We start from the raw sequence: 16,662 nt of genomic DNA on the forward strand, positions 1-16,662 counted from the left end.
CTTAAGTAAAAAGTTGGCCGGATAGCCATGCATGTGCGCCGCTGTTAGCATGCGTCATCGATAACCAGGGAGACGTGAATGCAACAGCTCGAATTCGGCTTCGCGGCCAGGTGCAAGGAGACGCGCGCCGTCGCCGTCCAGGGTGGTCCGGCATGGAAATGAGTGCCGCATCGTCGCAAAGGCCGGTCGCGGACTCGCGCACCGACGTGGTGGTCGGCATGCTGTTCGTCGGCCTGCTGTTCTTCATCCTCGGTTTCGTCACATGGCTGAACGGCTCGCTGATTCCGTTCCTGAAGATCGTGTGCGGCCTGAATAATTTCCAGGCCCTGTGGGTGACCTTCGCCTTCTACATCGCCTACACGGTGATGGCGCTGCCGTCCGCCGCGGTCCTGAAGCGTACCGGCTACAAGAAGGGCATGGCCCTGGGCCTGGGCCTGATGGGGGCCGGCGCCTTGCTGTTCATTCCCGCGGCCCAGACCACCTGGTATGGACTGTTCCTGGCTGCGCTGTTCACGCTGGCCACCGGCATGACCCTGATGCAGACTGCGATCAACCCGTACATCGTCTGCCTCGGTCCGCGCGAGAGTGCGGCGACCCGCATCAGCGTGATGGGCCTGTTCAACAAGGGTGCCGGCGTCGTGGTGCCGCTGGTATTCTCGTCGCTGATGCTCAAGGATATCGACAGCTTTTCGCCGGCCGGCCTGGCCGCGCTGGCGCCGGCAGCGCAGGAGGCGATGCGCGCCACGCTGGCCCAGCGCCTGGTGTTTCCGTACGCCTGCATGGCGGTGCTGCTGTTTGCGATCATGGTGTTCATCCAGTTGTCGCGCCTGCGCGAGATCCCGATGGACGCCGACGAGGCCGGGAGCAGGGTGGAAGCGGGTTCCGTGCTCCAGTTCCCCCAGCTGGTGCTGGGTGCGGCCGCGCTGTTCGGCTATGTCGGCGTCGAAGTGATCGCCGGCGACACCATCGGCCTGTATGGCCAACAGTTGAAGGTCGCCCATTTCGGTGTGCTGACCTCGTACACGATGGTGTGCATGGTGATCGGTTACCTGGTCGGCGCGGTGGCGATTCCGCGTTTCCTGTCCCAGCAGCGCGCGCTGATGCTGTCCGCCCTGGCCGGCGTGCTGTTCACGGTCGGCGTGACGACGATGTCGGCCGAGTCGACCCGCCTGTCCGAGGTGCTGGTGGGCTGGGCCGGCGTGCCGGCGGTGCCGGACACGGTGATGTGCCTGGCGCTGCTGGGCCTGGCCAACGCCCTGGTGTGGCCGTCGATCTGGCCGCTGGCCCTCGCGGGACTGGGGCGCCATACCGCCAGCGGATCGGCGGTGCTGGTGATGGCGATCGCCGGCGGCGCATTGCTGCCGCTCCTGTATGGCCACCTGTCCGATAGCGTCACGCCGCGCGCCGCCTACTGGCTGCTGCTGCCGTGCTACGGGCTGATCTTCTGGTACGCCGCCGTCGGCCACCGCATGCGCAGCTGGGGCGCCGCTTCCTGATACCGATTCACACACCAAAGGAGATGGCAATGCGTCGTGCAATGAGCGTTTCGGGTAATCGAATGGCTGCCGCGGCAGGCGTCATGGCGCTGGCGCTGGCCGGCTGCGGCGGGAAGAGCGGGGACGCGGGTGCCGGCCAGGCGGTCTCGCTGGGGCAGCAGACGAGCGCCGCCGCCGCGGTGCAGAAGTCGCCCTGGCCGGTGTGGTCGGGCCTCGACTTCCCGTACAACGAGCCGCCGCTCGCGGCGCCGCCGGCGGTGGTGTTCGGCGTCTCGCAGCTGACGCAATCGGCATCCCAGACCGTGTTCAGCGGTACCCACTCGCTGCCTGCGGGCAGCGTGCAGAACTACCGGATCGGCGTATTCCTCCACAATGACGTGTTCTACTTCCAGTCGGACGCGGTGGCCAGCATCGGCGCCGACGGCAGCTTCAGCGTGACCCTGCCGCGCGCGGTCGGCAGCGCGGACCGCGCAGTCATCATCCTCTATCCGAGCAGCTTCAACCCGCTATCAAGCAGCAACTGCAGCGCCAGTGGCAGCTACTGCAACGGCCAGACCACCTCGACCACCAAGCTCACCCTGCCGGTCGATCCGGCCGCGCTGACCGCTTACACCGCGGCCTATTTCCCGGCCGCGGCGAGCTCCGCCAACACCCAGATCGCGGGCCTGCAAAGCCTGATGAACACGCCGTTGATCACGGGCGGGCCGTATGGCGACGGACGCCTGGTGCGCAGCTTCCGCGACATGGACTCGGCCTTTCTCTACGACCAGGCGCTGGCGGTGATCGCCTTCAGCCAGGCCGGCAACCGCGCCGACGCCGAGGCCATTCTCAATGCCATGGCCAAGCTGCAGGGCCCGTCCGGTGCCTGGGTGTTCGCCTACATGACCGACGGCACGGATGCCAATGCGGGCGTGGACATGCGCATTGCCGGCGCCAACGCCTGGTTCGCCATGGCCTTGAACGCCTACCAGAAGGCATTCGCCAGCACCAAGTACCTCACCATGTCGACCCGCCTGCACGATTACCTGCTGGGCGAGCTGATGCCCATCACGATCAATAACACCGCCCAGCGCGGCCTGCGCTTTGCACCGACCAACTACGTGGCCGGCCGTGCCGGCATCTATGCGCTGGAACACCAGCTCGATGCCTACGCCGCCATGCACCAGTATTACGCCCTGAACGGCGGCAGCCAGTACCTGACCGCTTCCACCGACCTGCAGCGCATGTCGGAAAGCCTGTGGAACGGCACCCGCTTCCTGGCAGGCTACGACGCCAATACCAACTCCCTGAACAGCGGCGAACGCTATCTGGACAATTACTCGTGGTCGGTGCTGGCGCTCGGGAATACCGGCAGCAAGCGCCAGAAGTTTTCCGGTGCACTGACGGGCCTGTGCGACTACTTCAATGCCGCCGGCAAGCTCGATTACCCGTCGCGCAAGGTGAGCGGCGTGGTCGGCTTCTACGACGTCATCTACAACAACGTGCCCTCGTCCTCGCCCTTCGTCTGGAGCGAAGGCAGCCTGGGTGCGGTGATGGCGATGCGCCAGGGCGCCCCGACCATGACCTGCGGCGGCAACCTGCCGGGCGACATCCTGGAGTCGATGAACTACATGGTCGACAAGCTCCGCGGCATGCCCTACGCCACGCAGAACACCAATCCGGACTTCACCAGCACAGGCAGTGTCGCCGGTACCGCATGGCTGTACTTCGCCAACCAGAACAAGAACCCTTACGCCCACTACTGAGGAACGATCGATGCGCTTGCGCCGATGGCTTCGATGCGCCTTGCCGTTCGCCCTGCTTGCGGCGACGGCGGCGCACGCGGGTACGCTGACCATCGAAAGCTGGCGTGTCGACGACAAGCGCTTGTGGGAGGAGGTGCTGATCCCGGCCTTCCAGCGCAGCCATCCGGGTATCGAGGTGAAGTTCGTGCCGACCGCGCCCACCGAATACGATGGCGCCCTGGCCGGACGGCTGGCGGCCGGCACCGCGGGCGACCTGGTCGCCTGCCGGCCGTTCGACATGTCGCTGTCGCTGTACCGCAAAGGCTACCTGGACCGGCTCGACGGCAAGCCGGGCATGCAGAATTTCTCGCCCACCGCGATGGTGGCCTGGCAAACCGATAACGGCCGCGACACCTTCTGCATGCCGCTGGCCTCGGTAATCCACGGCTTCTTCTATAACAAGAAGATCTTCCGCCGGCTGGACTTGCAGGCGCCGCGTACCGTGGCCGATTTCTTCACCGTGCTCGAGGTGCTGAAAAAAGCCGGCGTCGCCCCGCTGGCCTTCGGTACGGCGGACAAGTGGGAATCCAGCCAGATCGTGTTCACGAATATCGGACCGAACTTCTGGCGTGGCGAGGAGGGGCGCAAGGCCCTCATCGCCGGCAAGGCGCGGCTGACCGACGCGCCTTTCGTCGATGCGCTGCGCTTCGAGGCGCGCATGGGCCGCTACCTGGAGGCGAACGCCGCCACCCAGACCTACCGCGACAGCCAGGCCCGCTTCGCAAGCGGGCAGGCCGCCATCTATCCGAGCGGTTCCTGGGACATCGCCCCGTTCAGCCGGGTGCCCAACCTGGAGCTGGGCGTGTTCGCGCCGCCGGTACGCGCGCCGGGCGGCGCCTGCTATATCTCGGACCACATGGACCTCGGCATCGGGGTGAACCGGCAGTCGAAGAACAAGGACGACGCCTACCGCTTCCTGGCCTGGGTCGGCTCGCAGGAATTCGCCGACCTTTATACCAACCGCCTGACCGGCTTTTTCACGCTGTCGAACCACCTGATCGCGGTGCGCGATCCGATCGCCAAACAGATGGCCGAATGGCGCAACAGCTGCGCCTCGACGATCCGCTTCAATGCGCAGGTGCTCAACCGCGGCCGGCCGAGCATGGAGAGCGCGCTCTGGGACATCAACGCGCGCGTTTTGAACGGCGAGATCACGCCGGAACAGGCCGCCGCCACGCTGCAGCAAGGGTTTGCCAGCTGGTACCGGCCGCAACGGAAACAAGGATGGAGAGACGATTGACCAAGCAGACGATGATAGTTGGCTGGACCCTGGGCCTGGTTTTGGCCGCACCGCTGGCCGCACTGCAGGCGCAAGCCGCCGCGGCGCCGCAAGCCGGCACTACGGTGCCGGCGGCCGTGAGCGGCTTTGCGGGCGGCGACAAGCTGGCACTGCGCTGGGAGCTGCAGCGCACCCTGTTTTCCGCGCAGGCGCCCGGCGGCCGCACGCAGGCGCGCCTGATCCTCAGCAACAAGGACAGCCGTCCGCTCCCGGCCCGGGGCTGGGCGATCTACGTCAACTTCATGGACGGCGCCGAGACCGGCGCGCTGCCCTCCGGCCTGGTGCTGGAGCAGGCCGCGGGCAACCTGTTCCGCCTGCGCCCCGGCCCCGGCTTTGCCGGCCTGGCCCCGGGACAGAGCCTGGACGTCGTCTACTACCACCCCAACCTGGTCGAGAAGCTGGCGCGGGCGCCGATCGGTCCCTATTTCGTGTACGACGCCGATCCCGAGCGCGGCGTGGCCATCGCTGATTTCCAGTGGCTGCCGATCACCCGGCCCGAGCAGCTCGACAAGGGCAGCAGCGGCGCCATCGCGCCGGTGACGCCGGCAGACACCTATCGGCGCAACCAGCGTGCCGACCTGCTGCCGGCCGCGCAGGTGCCGCCGGTGCTGCCGACGCCGCTGCAGCTGGAGAAGGGCAGCGGGATGCTGGCGCTGACCGGGCGGCCGCGGGTGGAGGCCGCCGGCGCCCTGTCCGCAGAGGTAAAGCTGGCCAATGCGCTGTTCCCGGCCGGCTTGCCGGAGGGCGGCCCGCGCCTGCGCCTGGCGGTCGGCAGCGTGCCGGGCCAGCGTTCGCCCGAAGCCTACAGCCTGAACATCCGCGCGGCCGGCGGCATCGACATCGTGGGCAACAGTGCGGCCGGCGTCGCCTATGGCCTGCAGACCCTGCGCGACCTGATGCCGCTGCCCGGGGCGAAGGGCGCGCAGCTGGCCCTGCCGGAAGTCAGCATCGTCGATGCGCCGCGTTTCGGCTACCGCGGCTTCCAGCTCGACGTGGTCCGCAATTTCCACCGCAAGGAGACGGTGTTCAAGTGGCTCGACCTGATGGCGCGCCTCAAGCTGAATACCTTGCACTTCCACCTGACCGACGATGAAGGCTGGCGCCTGGAAATCGCCGGCCTGCCGGAGCTGACATCCATCGGCGCGGTGCGCGGCCACAGCGCCAAGGCGGGCGTACGCCTGCAGCCGGCCTACGGTTCCGGACCGGATCCGAAGGACCCCGGCGGCAGCGGCTATTTCAGCCGCGCCGACTACATCGAGATCCTGCGCTATGCACAGGCGCGCCATATCGACGTGATTCCGGAAATCGAGATGCCGGGCCACGCGCGCGCGGCACTGCAGGCGATGGAAGCGCGCTACCGCCGCCTCAAGGCCGCCGGCAGCCCGGATGCCGCCAAATACCTGTTGAGCGACTTCGAAGACCGCTCGGTCTACAAGTCGCCGCAGATGTACAACGACCACGTGCTGAACCCGGGGCTGGACGCAACCTTCACCTTCATCGAACACGTGGTAGACCAGGTGGCGGCGATGCACCGCGACGCCGGCGTGCCCCTGCATACCATCCACATGGGCGGCGACGAACTGCCGAACGGCGCCTGGGAGCGCTCGCCGGCCAGCCTGGCGCGCATGAAGAAGGAAGGCCTGGCTAGCACCGCCGACCTGTGGGATTACTTCTACGACCGCGTCGACGGTATCCTGCGCAAGCGCGGGCTGTCCACCTCGGGCTGGGAAGAACTGGCCGCGCGCAAGACCACGCTGGCGGGGCGCAACAAGCTGATTCCGAATCCCCGTTTCACGCAGCGCGGCTTCACCGCCTGGGTCTGGAACAACACCGAAGGCGCCGAGGACTTCGCCTACCGGCTGGCGAACGGCGGCTACGACATCGTGCTGGCGCCGGTCACCAAGATGTACATGGACATGGCGTACAACGCCGATCCGCAGGAGCCGGGCGTGAACTGGGGCGGCTACATCGAGCTGGACACGGTCTACGATTTCATCCCCTTCGATTACCTGAAGGAGGCCGAGCCCGCCCTGCGGATCGGCAAGGACGGCCTGACCGAGTACGGCAAGGGCCACATCAAGGGCCTGGAAGCGACCCTGTTCACGGAGACCGTGCGCGATCCGGCGCGGATCGATTACCTGGTGATGCCGCGCCTGGCGGCGGTCGCGGAACGGGCCTGGGCCCAGGATCCGGCCTGGGCCCGCGAAACCGACCCGGCCAGGGCGGCGGCCCTGCACCGCACTGCCTGGTCCGGGTTCGTGAACGCGCTCGGCCAGCGCGTGCTGCCGCGCCTCGACCTCGAGCAGAGCGGCCTGGCTTACCGCATCGCGCCGCCGGGTCTGCTGCTGGACGGCGACCGGGTCCTGGTCAACCACGTCCTGCCGGGCCTGGTGCTGCGCTATACCACGGACGGCAGCGATCCGACTTCAGCCAGCAGGATCGTCGATGGTCCGATCGGCGCGCGTGGCGACATCCGCGTGGCTGCGTTCGACCGTAACGGCCGGCGTGGCCTGGTTGCCAGACTCGAGCGCCGCTGATCCGCGCGTAAAGTGTTGTTTTTACATGCATTACGCATGTGTTCGCTATAATCAATGTTTTCTGCGAGAAAACGCGAGAAAGCAAGTGATTAGGCCGTTCGTCAACGTCGTACGCGTCAGTGCCGATTGCCTGGGCAATCGCCGGCGCCGGGGCGCAGCGCGGCTGCGGCGTGCCCTGGTGTGCGGCCTGGTGGCGGCCTGCCAGACGGCGGCCGCCACGCCGCCGGCGCCGCCGGTGCCGCTCTCACCGGAAGCGGCGCCGGCCAATCTGCAGGTGCTGCACTGGTGGACCTCGGCCAGCGAGCGCAAGGCTGCCGACCTGCTGGCGGCGCGCCTGGCGGAGGAACGCATACAGTGGCAGGACGCCGCCATCCCCGGCGGCGCCGGCATCGGCGCCGGCAAGGTGCTGAAGGGCAGGGTGCTGGCCGGCGATGCCCCCGAAGTCACCCAGATGATCGGCCCATCGATCGCGGAGTGGGCCGACCTCGGCCTGCTGCTGGAGCTGGACAATGTGGCCGCCGCGGGCAACTGGAACCGCTTTTTGTTCCCTTCCATCGAAGCGCTGATCGTCCATCGCAAGCATGTGATGGCGGTGCCGCTCGGCATCCACCGGGTCAACACCCTCTATTACAACCGTGCGCTGTTCGCGCGCCTGAAACTCGCGCCGCCGCAGAACTGGGCCGAGTTCGAAGCCGTGGCAAACCGTCTGCGCCAGGCCGGGATCCTGCCGCTGGCGCAGAGCAGCGAAGCCTGGCAGGTGGCGGCGCTGTTCGAGAACCTGGTCCTGGCCGAGAGCGGCCCGGCCTTCTACCGTGAACTCTTCGTCCAGCTCAGCTCCGCGGCGGCCGCCGACCACCGTACCGGCGAGGCCTTGCGGCGCCTGCGCACCGCCAAGGGCTGGCTGCATGGCCGGCTCGAGGAGCGTTCCTGGCCCGAAGTCGTCGCCGCCTTCGCGCAGGGCCGCGCCGGGATGATGATCATGGGCGACTGGGCCAAGTCCGAGCTGGCCGAACATGGCGCCGCGCTCGACCGCGACTACGGCTGCGCGGCGGCGCCGGGCACCGCCGCCTATCATCTGTACAGCGTCGACACACTGGCGATGTTCGCCGGCGACTACCGCCGGATGCCGGCCCAGGAAAGGATGGCGCGGCTGCTGGTGACGCCGGCGCTGCAAGCCGACTTCAATGCCCTGAAAGGCGGGGTGCCGGTGCGGCGCGACGCCGATCCGGCGCGCATGGACAGTTGCGCGCGCGCGTCCTGGACCACCTTCGCGAAAGGCGTGGCGGTGCAGGCCCCGAGCCTGGTGCACCGCATGGCGACCGAAGAACCCAGCCGCGACGCGATCATCGCCGAGGTGCACCGCTTTTTCATGGACGACCGCGTGCCGGTGGCCGAGGCGCAGCGCCGGCTGGGCGCGCTGTTCCGACTCTTCAACCTCAAGAACCAAGGAGCGCCCGGTGCGCAAGATACTGATCGTAGACGATGACCAGAAAACGCGTGTGCTGCTCAAGGCTTATCTGGAAAAGAACAACTATGAAGTGATCGTCTCGCACAATGGCGAGAGCTTCCTGGCCGAACTGCATGCCTGCGGCGACCAGCTGTCGCTGGTGATCCTCGACGTCATGCTGCCGGACACCGACGGCTTCGCGCTGTGCAAGGAGGTGCGCAGCCGTTCCAACGTCCCGATCATCATGCTCACCGCCAGCTCGGACGAGACCGACCGCATCGTCGGCCTTGAGCTGGGCGCCGACGACTACATCGCCAAGCCCTACAGCCCGCGCGAGCTGCTGGCGCGCATCAAGGCGATCCTGCGGCGCTATGCCGTCGAGGTCCAGGCGGCACGCTATTACCGCTTCGTCGGTTTCACGCTGGATTCGGTGGAGCGCAAGGTGATGGACAGCGCCGGCGAGCCGGTGGCGCTGACCGGCCTCGATTTCCAGCTGCTCAAGTATTTCGTCGAGCATCCCGGCGTCGTGCTGGACCGTGGCCTGCTGTGCGAGGAAACGCGCGGGCGCGATGCCGGCCCGCTGGACCGCTCGCTCGACGTCCAGATCAGCCGCCTGCGCCTGCGCCTGAACGACGACGGCAAGCAGCCGGCGCTGATCAAGACCGTGCGCGGCGCCGGCTACGTGTTCTCCGCCGACGTGAGCGTCTCCAGTGCCTGAGGGGACCGCGATCGGCGCGCGCGGCTGGCTGCGCAGGCTGTGGCCGGCTTCCCTGCTGGGCCGGCTGACGCTGGTGATGGTGGCCGGGGTGCTGGTCACCCAGCTGGCGGCCGACGCGATCTGGGCCAGCCAGCTGCGCGCCAAGTCGCGCGTCGAGGCGAATGCCGCGGCGCAGTACATGGCGCACAGCGCGGCCGGGGCGATCCGCTTCTTCCGCAGCCTGCCGCCGGCCTACCGCAGCCTGATCATCCAGCAGCTGCGCGAGATGGGCGGCACGCGCTTCTTCGTCAACCTGAACCACGCCTACGTGCCGGTCGAGCCGATCGGCGAACAGCCGCTGGCGCGCAGCGTGATCGACACGGTCGGCGCGACGCTCAGGAGCGACCTGCCGAACTCGCCGGGTTTCCGGCTCGCCTTCGCCTGGCCCGACCACCTGGCGGTGGCCGAACACGACGTGCGCCTGAACGATCTGCCGGAATCCTGGGTCCAGCACGTGCTGCTGCTGCGGCCGGACCGCGCGCCGATCCTGGTGATCCAGACCGAGATCGAGCCCGGCAACTGGCTCTACCTGGCGGGCCTGATGCCGAATCCCTACTTCCTGCGCGGGAACGAGGCCTTCGCCTGGGATCGCCTGATGCCGCAGGTGCTGTCGCTGGCGGTGGTGCTGCTGCTCGGCCTGCTGGTGGTGCGCTCGATCACGCGGCCGCTGGCGGCGCTGTCGGAGGCGGCGCGCGCCTTCGGCCAGGGACACGACGAGGGCGCGCGGCCGCTGCCCGAGACCGGCAGCCGCGAATTCGTCACCACGGCACGCGCCTTCAGCGCCATGCGCGAGCGGATCCAGCGCTACATCGAAGACCGCGAGCGCCTGTTCATCTCGATCTCGCATGACCTGCGCACGCCGATCACCCGCCTCAAGCTGCGCGCGGAATTGCTGGACGACGAATGCCTGCGCAACGAATTCGAGGAAGACCTCGATGAGCTGGACATGATGGTGAAGGGCGCCTTGCAGTGCGTGAAGGACAGCGACATCCATGAGAACCCCACCGAGGTCAAGCTCGACGTCCTGCTGGCGCGCATGGTACGCAGCGCCCAGCTGGCCGGTCACGCGGTCGCCTACCAGCCGTCCGGCCTGACGGTGCGCGCCAAGCCGCTGGCGCTCAAGCGCGCGCTCGGCAACCTGCTCGACAACGCGCTGTTCTATGGCCAGCGCGCGGAAATCAGCGTCGACGACGAAGCGGGCAGCGTGGTGGTCAGGGTGCGCGATCATGGGCCCGGGGTGCCGGAGGAGGCGATCGCCAGCCTGTTTGACCCCTACGTGCGGCTGGAGCACGGCCGGGACCAGAACGACAACGGTCTCGGACTCGGACTGGGCATCGCGCGCGGCGTCATCGAAGCGCACGGCGGCCGGCTGGAGCTGTCGAATCACCCCGAAGGCGGCCTGGTGGCCGCCGTGCGTTTGCCCGCCTGAGAGCGCCTAACAAAACCTCCATGGCGGCGTTGCATCGCCTCGCCGTACAGTCGTACTGTCTTCGGCGATGCGCCTTGCCCTGAAGGTTTTGTTAGGCGCTCTAAGTCTGGCGCGCCATCGATTGTCGCGTCAGCGCCACGGTCCTGCGCCCGATCTCATCTGTTTTGTAATGTTACGTAAGTAAGCGTTGCGCGATCTTGCGGCCCGGCCCGCGCAAATGGCGGTGCCAGCCTGTAGCGCGGCCGGCCTCTGTAACGAAATGTAATCCAGCATCCCGCCCTGTCATGAAAATGTAATAAGAATCAATGGCTTGCGAATATGCGTTCTGCCGTTTACCCGCTTTGATGTTACGTAGATGCCGGTGTTAGCATGTTTTCTAGTAAGTAACATCTTGCTCATCCCGGGTATCGGCGTCACTAATTGGAGCGCATATGAATGTAAGGAAGAAGACAAAAATCGCCATGGCAGTCGAGCTGGCCTTCGCGTTGGCCTCGTCGACGCTGCTGGTGCTGCCTGGCGCGCATGCTGCCGGGCAGACCGATACCGGCGCCACTGCCCAGGACACCAAACCGACGGCGAAGAAGAAGGCCAACGACGGCATCGAAGAAGTCGTCGTCACCGCGCGCCGCCGCGCCGAACGCTTGCGCGACGTGCCGATCACGGTCACTGCCATCGATGGGGAGTCGCTCGAGCAGAAGAACATCGCGACGCTGCGCGACGTGGTCGAGCACTCGCCGGCGATCAGCTACCAGCAGACCGGCGACGTGCGCACCGATACGCTGTCGATCCGCGGCATCAGCTCGGTCAGCAACGTGTCCGGCGTCGAGCCGGACGCCGCCATCGTGATCGACGGCGAGACCCTGGCCCGCACCATGCAGATGAACTACGACGTGGTCGACCTCGAGCGCGTCGAGATCCTGGAAGGCCCGCAGGGCACGCTGTTCGGCAAGAACGCGGTGGCCGGCATGCTGAACGTGATCACGCGCGCGCCGAAGATCGCCGATCACAATACCTACGAGCTCAAGTTCGATGCCGCGCAGGACAAGGAATTCCGCCTGAAGGGCAGCGCCAACATCGCCGTGTCGCCCAAGTCCGCCATCTACCTGAACGCCTTCAAGGAATACCAGGGCGGCTGGGTGGAGAACGTGCACCCGGGCCAGCCCAACGCGGGCAAGGAGCAGGGCGGCGGCGGCCGGGTCCAGTACCTGTACAAGCCGGACGACACGCTGTCGGTGCTGGTCCGCGCCGAAGCCTCGCACAAGGACATGGGCATCATCCCGTACACCTTCAAGTCGCTGACCCAGGACGACGTCGTCAACGCCTCGATCGCGCTGTCCGGCGGTACCGCGATGGTCCCGCAGTTCAACGGCCTGCTGTCGAATTCCGGCATCAACCTGGTCAGCCCGAACGGTACGCCCACCCCGATCATCAACGGCACTAAGTCCTACCTGTACAACGACCGCAAGTGGGGCGAGATCAACAGCCACGCGGCTTCGCTCAGCGTCAAGAAGCGCAAGGGCGACGCCGAGCTGATCTACCTCGGCTCCTACCGCTACTTCAATCTGTGGAGCAACGATAACGCCTGGGGCATCTCGGCGCCGCAGCTGACCAACTCGGAATTCGGCCTGAACCGGATCGACTATGCCGGCCCCTCGCGCCAGCGGACGGTCCAGCAGGAGCTGCGCATCGAGTCGAAGACGGGCGACATGAACTACGTTGCCGGTGCCTTCTACTACTTCAACGACAACTTCCACCACGAGACCTACAAGACCTGTAACGACGCGGTGTACGGCTACTACAACGGCAGCGGCTATCCCGATCCGAACCCGGTCAACCACGTCGACAACTTCCAGTGCACCGGCGGCTACCAGGGCAATTACAGCACCAACGATTTCGTCACCAGCGTCAAGACCCATAACGAAGCCTTCTTCGGCGACGTCGACTACCACGTCTGGGCCGGCCTGAACGTGTTCGGCGGCGCGCGCATGCTGTGGGAACAGCAGAAGATGAGCCTGCAGCACCTCCCGGGCGACAATACCGCGCCTTACTTCTTCTCGAAGACCGATCCCTACAGCCCGCTGACCGTCAAGGACAGCCGGCGCGCGCTGATCCATCGTATCGGCGCCAAATACGATTTCGGTCCGGTGATGGCGTATTTCACGGAGAGCACCGGCTTCAAGGGCGCGGCCTGGACCAACTACAACCTGGTCAGCCGCGACGTCACCGCCAAGGCGCTGCCGCCGGAGCGTCCGCGCCAGTTCGAATTCGGCCTGCGCGGCGAGCATTTCAACCGCCGCCTGAACTGGCAATACTCGGCCTACCAGATCGTCGACAAGGACTTCCAGGCGCGCGTGATCTGGTTCCAGCCCGGCGCCATCAGCAACCGCGTCGTGAATGCGGGCGAGGTGCGCTCGCGCGGCCACCAGTTCGGCATCAACTGGCGCGCCACGCGCGACCTGAAGGTCGGCGCCGGCTATGCGCTGCTCGACGCGAAATTCACCAACAGCGTCCTGATCCCGCAGCGCGGCGGCACCTTTGCCGACCTGAATGGCTATACGCTGCCGAATGCGCCGCGCCGTTCCTATTCGGCCTATGCCGAATACCGGCTGCCGGACTTCATGGACGACGTGTCGTCGAACCTGAGGCTGGAAGTGCGCGGCCGCAGCGAGCAGCGCAGCACCGTGATCCCGGACCCGCTGCAGAACGTCGCGCCTTACCACGTGTTCGATGCCTACTACCGCGTGGAGGCGCCGAGCGGCCGCTGGGGCATTACGGCTTACGTGAAAAACCTGAACAACAAGCTGTATTACGCGCGTCCCTACGAGCCGGCGGTGCTGGGCTGGACCTACGGACAGATGGCCGCACTGCCGCGTGACTACCAGCGCTACTTCGGTTTTAATATCAATTACCGCTGGGATTGAGCCAGCCGCGCAAGCCGCCCGAGCTCCGTCCGCCTTTGCGCGAACGGGGCTTTTCGATTTTTTCGTGGAGTAGAGAATGACCAGGAAGTACCACTTTATTGCCGGCCTGCCCAGGTCGGGTTCGACGCTGCTGTCCGCCATCCTGCGCCAGAACCCGAAGTTCTACGCCCGCGTGACCAGTCCGCTGTATGCGATGACCGACCGCATGATCGACACGATGGGGCCGGACATGAAGTATTCGTCGTTCTTCGACGAGGAACGCCGCGTCTCGGTGCTGCGCGGCCTGTTCGACTCCTATTACCACGACTTCGATCCCGAGGGCGGCGTGGTGTTCGACACCAACCGCATGTGGACCTCCAGTGCGCCGCTGATGGAAAAGCTGTTCCCGGAATCGAAGATCATCTGCTGCGTCAGGCACGTGCATCGCATCATCGACAGTTTCGAGCGGGTCCTGCGGAACAATCCGCTCGAATACAATTCGCTGTTCGCCTTCAAGAACGAACCGACCATCTACGGCCGCGTGAAGATGATGATGAATGCGCGCGACGGCGTGATCGGCGGTCCGCATTCGGCATTGCGCAGCGTCTGGTTCACGGAGCATGCCAAGCGCCTGATCGTGGTGCGCTACGACAGCCTGGTCAAGCAACCCGAGCAGACCATGCGGTCCCTGTACCAGGCGCTGGGGCTGGAGCCGTTCGCGCACGACTTCGGCCACGTGGAATATGCGGAGCCCGAATACGACAGCCGCATCGGCCTGCCGGGCTTGCACACCACGCGCGGCGCGGTGGAATTTCGCGAAGGCCCGCTGTCGATTCCGCCGGACGTGGCCCAGAACTATTCACGCTCGAATTTCTGGGATGTGCCCCAGGAAAACGTCCATGGCGTGAAGGTGATCTGAGCCGGCTTGCCCGGCTCCCTGGATCTTATTTGCGCTGGGCGCCTTCCCGGCGCGCCTGCAGGAAGCCGACCAGCGTGGTGGCGGCGGCCGCCGGCGTGGCGGTACCGTCGATGCGGACGTCGGGGGCGAGCGGCGCCTCGTAAGGGCTGCCGATGCCGGTGAAGTTCGGGATCTGTCCGGCGCGCGCCTTGCCATACAGGCCCTTCGGATCGCGCGCCTCGCAGGTCGCCAGCGGGGTGTCGATGAAGACCTCGACGAAACGCTCGGTGCCGATGCGTTCGCGCGCCGCCTGGCGCTCGCGCTCGAAAGGCGAGATCGCGGCGCAAATGACGACCAGGCCCGCGTCCAGCATCAGGCGCGCGACTTCCGCGATACGGCGCACGTTTTCGATACGGTCGGCGTCGGAAAAGCCGAGGTCGCGATTCAGTCCCAGCCGCATGTTGTCGCCATCCAGCAGGTAGGTGCGCACGCCCAGGCCGTGCAGCGCGGCTTCGAGGGCGTTGGCGACGGTCGACTTGCCCGCGCCCGACAGGCCGGTCATCCAGATCACCGTCCCCGCATGTCCATGCAATTGCTCGCGCTGGGCCCGGGTGATCGACAGCGGCTGCTGCTGGAGGTTGCGGGCCTCGGGAAGGCCCCGGACACCGGGTTCGGGGGGCTGCGGCGGCACACCATCGAGCATGTTCATGTGGTCGTTTCTTGAGTCCGTTCAACGACTCATCCTATCATTGGGCGTCTGTCGAGGCGAGACAATTTGATGCGGCAGGATTCCCCCAGCTGTCTTCATAAATCAGGCTGGACAGGGGGCGGCGCTTGTCCCAGCCTTCGGCCTCGAGCATCGGTGCCGGATAGAACTGTTCGACATGGCCCACGCACAGCACGGCGATCGGCGCGCTGCCGTCCGGCATGGCGCACAGTTCACGCAGGCGCTGGGGATCGAACAGCGACACCCAGCCGACGCCGACGCCTTCGGCGCGCGCGGCCAGCCAGAAGTTCTGGATCGCGCAGGATGCCGACGCGAGGTCCATCTGCGGCATCGTGCGCCGCCCGAACACGTAAGGTTCCCGATCGTCCATCAGCGCGACGACCAGCAGTTCCGCACACTCCAGGATGCCTTCGACTTTCAGGCGCATGAATTCCTGCGCACGCTGGTCGAGCGCGTGCGCGGTCTGCACGCGTTCTTCCTCCACGTGGGCGTGGATCTGCCGGCGCAGCCCGCTGTCGGCAATCCGGATGAAGCGCCATGGCTGCATGAGGCCGACGCTGGGTGCCTGGTGGGCCGCGCCGATGAAGCGTTCCAGTTGTTCCGGAGCGATGGGTATGGGAAGAAAGTGGCGCATGTCGCGCCGTTCGCGAATGGCGCGGTACACGCCGTCGATTTCGGCCGGCGAAAAAGCGTTGGTATTCATGAGAGAGGATTCCTCCAGCGAATGGTCGGTATGGCACGGTCGGTAAGACACCATCGGGAGGGAATGAAGGCGGCCGCGGACAGCATCGGCGACGCGGCACCGACCCATCGACAGCGGTATCCCGTCACCCCGGGGAATGGTGCTGGCAATCTGGGCCGGTATTCTGGCTCGCCGTCTTCCTTCTCCGTGCCTTCCCGAGCATTGCTCAGTGGCGTGTGGACGGAGTCGTCAGGCTTACAGCAGCGGGGGCTGCGCCGGAATGACCGCACTCTTCATGCGGCTTCACCGGTTTCCCGTTTAACGTCATTCCCGAGCGGGAATGAACGCACCCAAGTTGCGATGTTACAACGGCACATGTCGTCCACACCAGCGACCTGCGAAGTAGCGCGCGCGTGAGCTCTTGCAGACCCGGCGCGGCTTTGCTATAGTTCGCGTCCTGCTTCTGCAGCGCATTAAAAGCTGAACGAAATCAAGTAGTTGAGTTGGGTGTTTTGATAACACCGCTGGCGCTGAAGAAAAAGATGGAGTTGACGAGTTAAGCGAAACACTGCATAATCTCACTTCTCTGCTGCTGACGAACAAAACGATTCGCAGAACGCAGCAAGGCAGCACAGAACAAAGTTCTTTAAAAATTAACAGTCGATAAGTGTGGGCGTTTGATGAAGGTGCCGGCTGACTAGTTCAGCTGATTACTTAAATTATCAA

Annotated in this window: 11 protein-coding genes and 1 riboswitch; of the genes, 9 read left to right on the forward strand and 2 right to left on the reverse strand. The window is 65.9% G+C overall.

What is annotated here, in order from left to right:
• The first annotated feature begins 158 nt into the window (after positions 1–158).
• The 9 genes from FBX97_RS18120 (at position 159) to FBX97_RS18160 (ending at position 14,548) form a co-directional block, all read left to right on the forward strand.
• Positions 159–1,496, forward strand: coding sequence for a sugar MFS transporter (locus tag FBX97_RS18120; RefSeq protein WP_221631822.1), 1,338 nt, complete (start codon positions 159–161; stop codon positions 1,494–1,496).
• Between the two features lie 62 nt (positions 1,497–1,558).
• Complete coding sequence (locus tag FBX97_RS18125) at positions 1,559–3,241, forward strand: hypothetical protein (RefSeq protein WP_141834233.1); 1,683 nt, start codon at positions 1,559–1,561, stop codon at positions 3,239–3,241.
• Between the two features lie 10 nt (positions 3,242–3,251).
• Positions 3,252–4,520, forward strand: a complete 1,269-nt coding sequence (locus FBX97_RS18130) for an ABC transporter substrate-binding protein (RefSeq protein ID WP_141834236.1) — start codon at positions 3,252–3,254, stop codon at positions 4,518–4,520.
• Positions 4,517–7,096 carry a family 20 glycosylhydrolase gene (locus FBX97_RS18135; RefSeq protein WP_255517515.1) on the forward strand — a complete coding sequence of 860 codons (2,580 nt, stop codon included), beginning with the start codon at positions 4,517–4,519 and terminating at the stop codon, positions 7,094–7,096. Before FBX97_RS18130 ends, FBX97_RS18135 begins: the two co-directional genes overlap by 4 nt.
• Before the next feature lie 85 nt (positions 7,097–7,181).
• Positions 7,182–8,582: an ABC transporter substrate-binding protein gene (locus FBX97_RS18140; protein ID WP_255517516.1), complete on the forward strand. Its 1,401-nt coding sequence runs from the start codon at positions 7,182–7,184 to the stop codon at positions 8,580–8,582.
• Complete coding sequence (locus tag FBX97_RS18145; protein ID WP_141834242.1) at positions 8,554–9,261, forward strand: response regulator; 708 nt, start codon at positions 8,554–8,556, stop codon at positions 9,259–9,261. The genes FBX97_RS18140 and FBX97_RS18145 overlap by 29 nt, the downstream gene beginning before the upstream one ends.
• A gap of 76 nt (positions 9,262–9,337) precedes the next feature.
• Positions 9,338–10,729, forward strand: coding sequence for an ATP-binding protein (locus FBX97_RS18150; RefSeq protein ID WP_141834680.1), 1,392 nt, complete (start codon positions 9,338–9,340; stop codon positions 10,727–10,729).
• Positions 10,730–11,160: 431 nt separating this feature from the next.
• Entirely contained in the window at positions 11,161–13,650 is a 2,490-nt protein-coding gene (locus tag FBX97_RS18155; protein ID WP_141834245.1) for a TonB-dependent receptor, read from the forward strand.
• 76 nt (positions 13,651–13,726) lie between these two features.
• A complete protein-coding gene (locus tag FBX97_RS18160; protein WP_141834248.1) occupies positions 13,727–14,548 on the forward strand; it encodes a sulfotransferase in 822 nt (273 codons plus the stop codon).
• 25 nt (positions 14,549–14,573) lie between these two features.
• Here the strand turns inward: FBX97_RS18160 and cysC are convergent, their stop codons facing one another.
• Positions 14,574–15,236, reverse strand: coding sequence for an adenylyl-sulfate kinase (gene cysC, locus FBX97_RS18165; RefSeq protein WP_141834251.1), 663 nt, complete (start codon positions 15,234–15,236; stop codon positions 14,574–14,576).
• 37 nt (positions 15,237–15,273) lie between these two features.
• Positions 15,274–15,957, reverse strand: a complete 684-nt coding sequence (bluB, locus tag FBX97_RS18170) for a 5,6-dimethylbenzimidazole synthase (RefSeq protein ID WP_141834254.1) — start codon at positions 15,955–15,957, stop codon at positions 15,274–15,276.
• 135 nt (positions 15,958–16,092) lie between these two features.
• Positions 16,093–16,305: riboswitch (cobalamin riboswitch) on the reverse strand.
• Positions 16,306–16,662 lie beyond the last annotated feature (357 nt).

Source organism: Herbaspirillum sp. SJZ107, assembly GCF_006715485.1.
GTDB lineage: Bacteria > Pseudomonadota > Gammaproteobacteria > Burkholderiales > Burkholderiaceae_D > Telluria.

Coding starts and splice junctions, on each gene's coding strand:
- FBX97_RS18155 (WP_141834245.1), top strand. CDS start 11,161: ATGAATGTAAGGAAGAAGACAAAAATCGCCATGGCAGTCGAGCTGGCC.
- FBX97_RS18150 (WP_141834680.1), top strand. CDS start 9,338: ATGGTGGCCGGGGTGCTGGTCACCCAGCTGGCGGCCGACGCGATCTGG.
- FBX97_RS18160 (WP_141834248.1), top strand. CDS start 13,727: ATGACCAGGAAGTACCACTTTATTGCCGGCCTGCCCAGGTCGGGTTCG.
- bluB (WP_141834254.1), bottom strand. CDS start 15,957: ATGAATACCAACGCTTTTTCGCCGGCCGAAATCGACGGCGTGTACCGC.
- FBX97_RS18120 (WP_221631822.1), top strand. CDS start 159: ATGAGTGCCGCATCGTCGCAAAGGCCGGTCGCGGACTCGCGCACCGAC.
- FBX97_RS18125 (WP_141834233.1), top strand. CDS start 1,559: ATGGCTGCCGCGGCAGGCGTCATGGCGCTGGCGCTGGCCGGCTGCGGC.
- cysC (WP_141834251.1), bottom strand. CDS start 15,236: ATGAACATGCTCGATGGTGTGCCGCCGCAGCCCCCCGAACCCGGTGTC.
- FBX97_RS18130 (WP_141834236.1), top strand. CDS start 3,252: ATGCGCTTGCGCCGATGGCTTCGATGCGCCTTGCCGTTCGCCCTGCTT.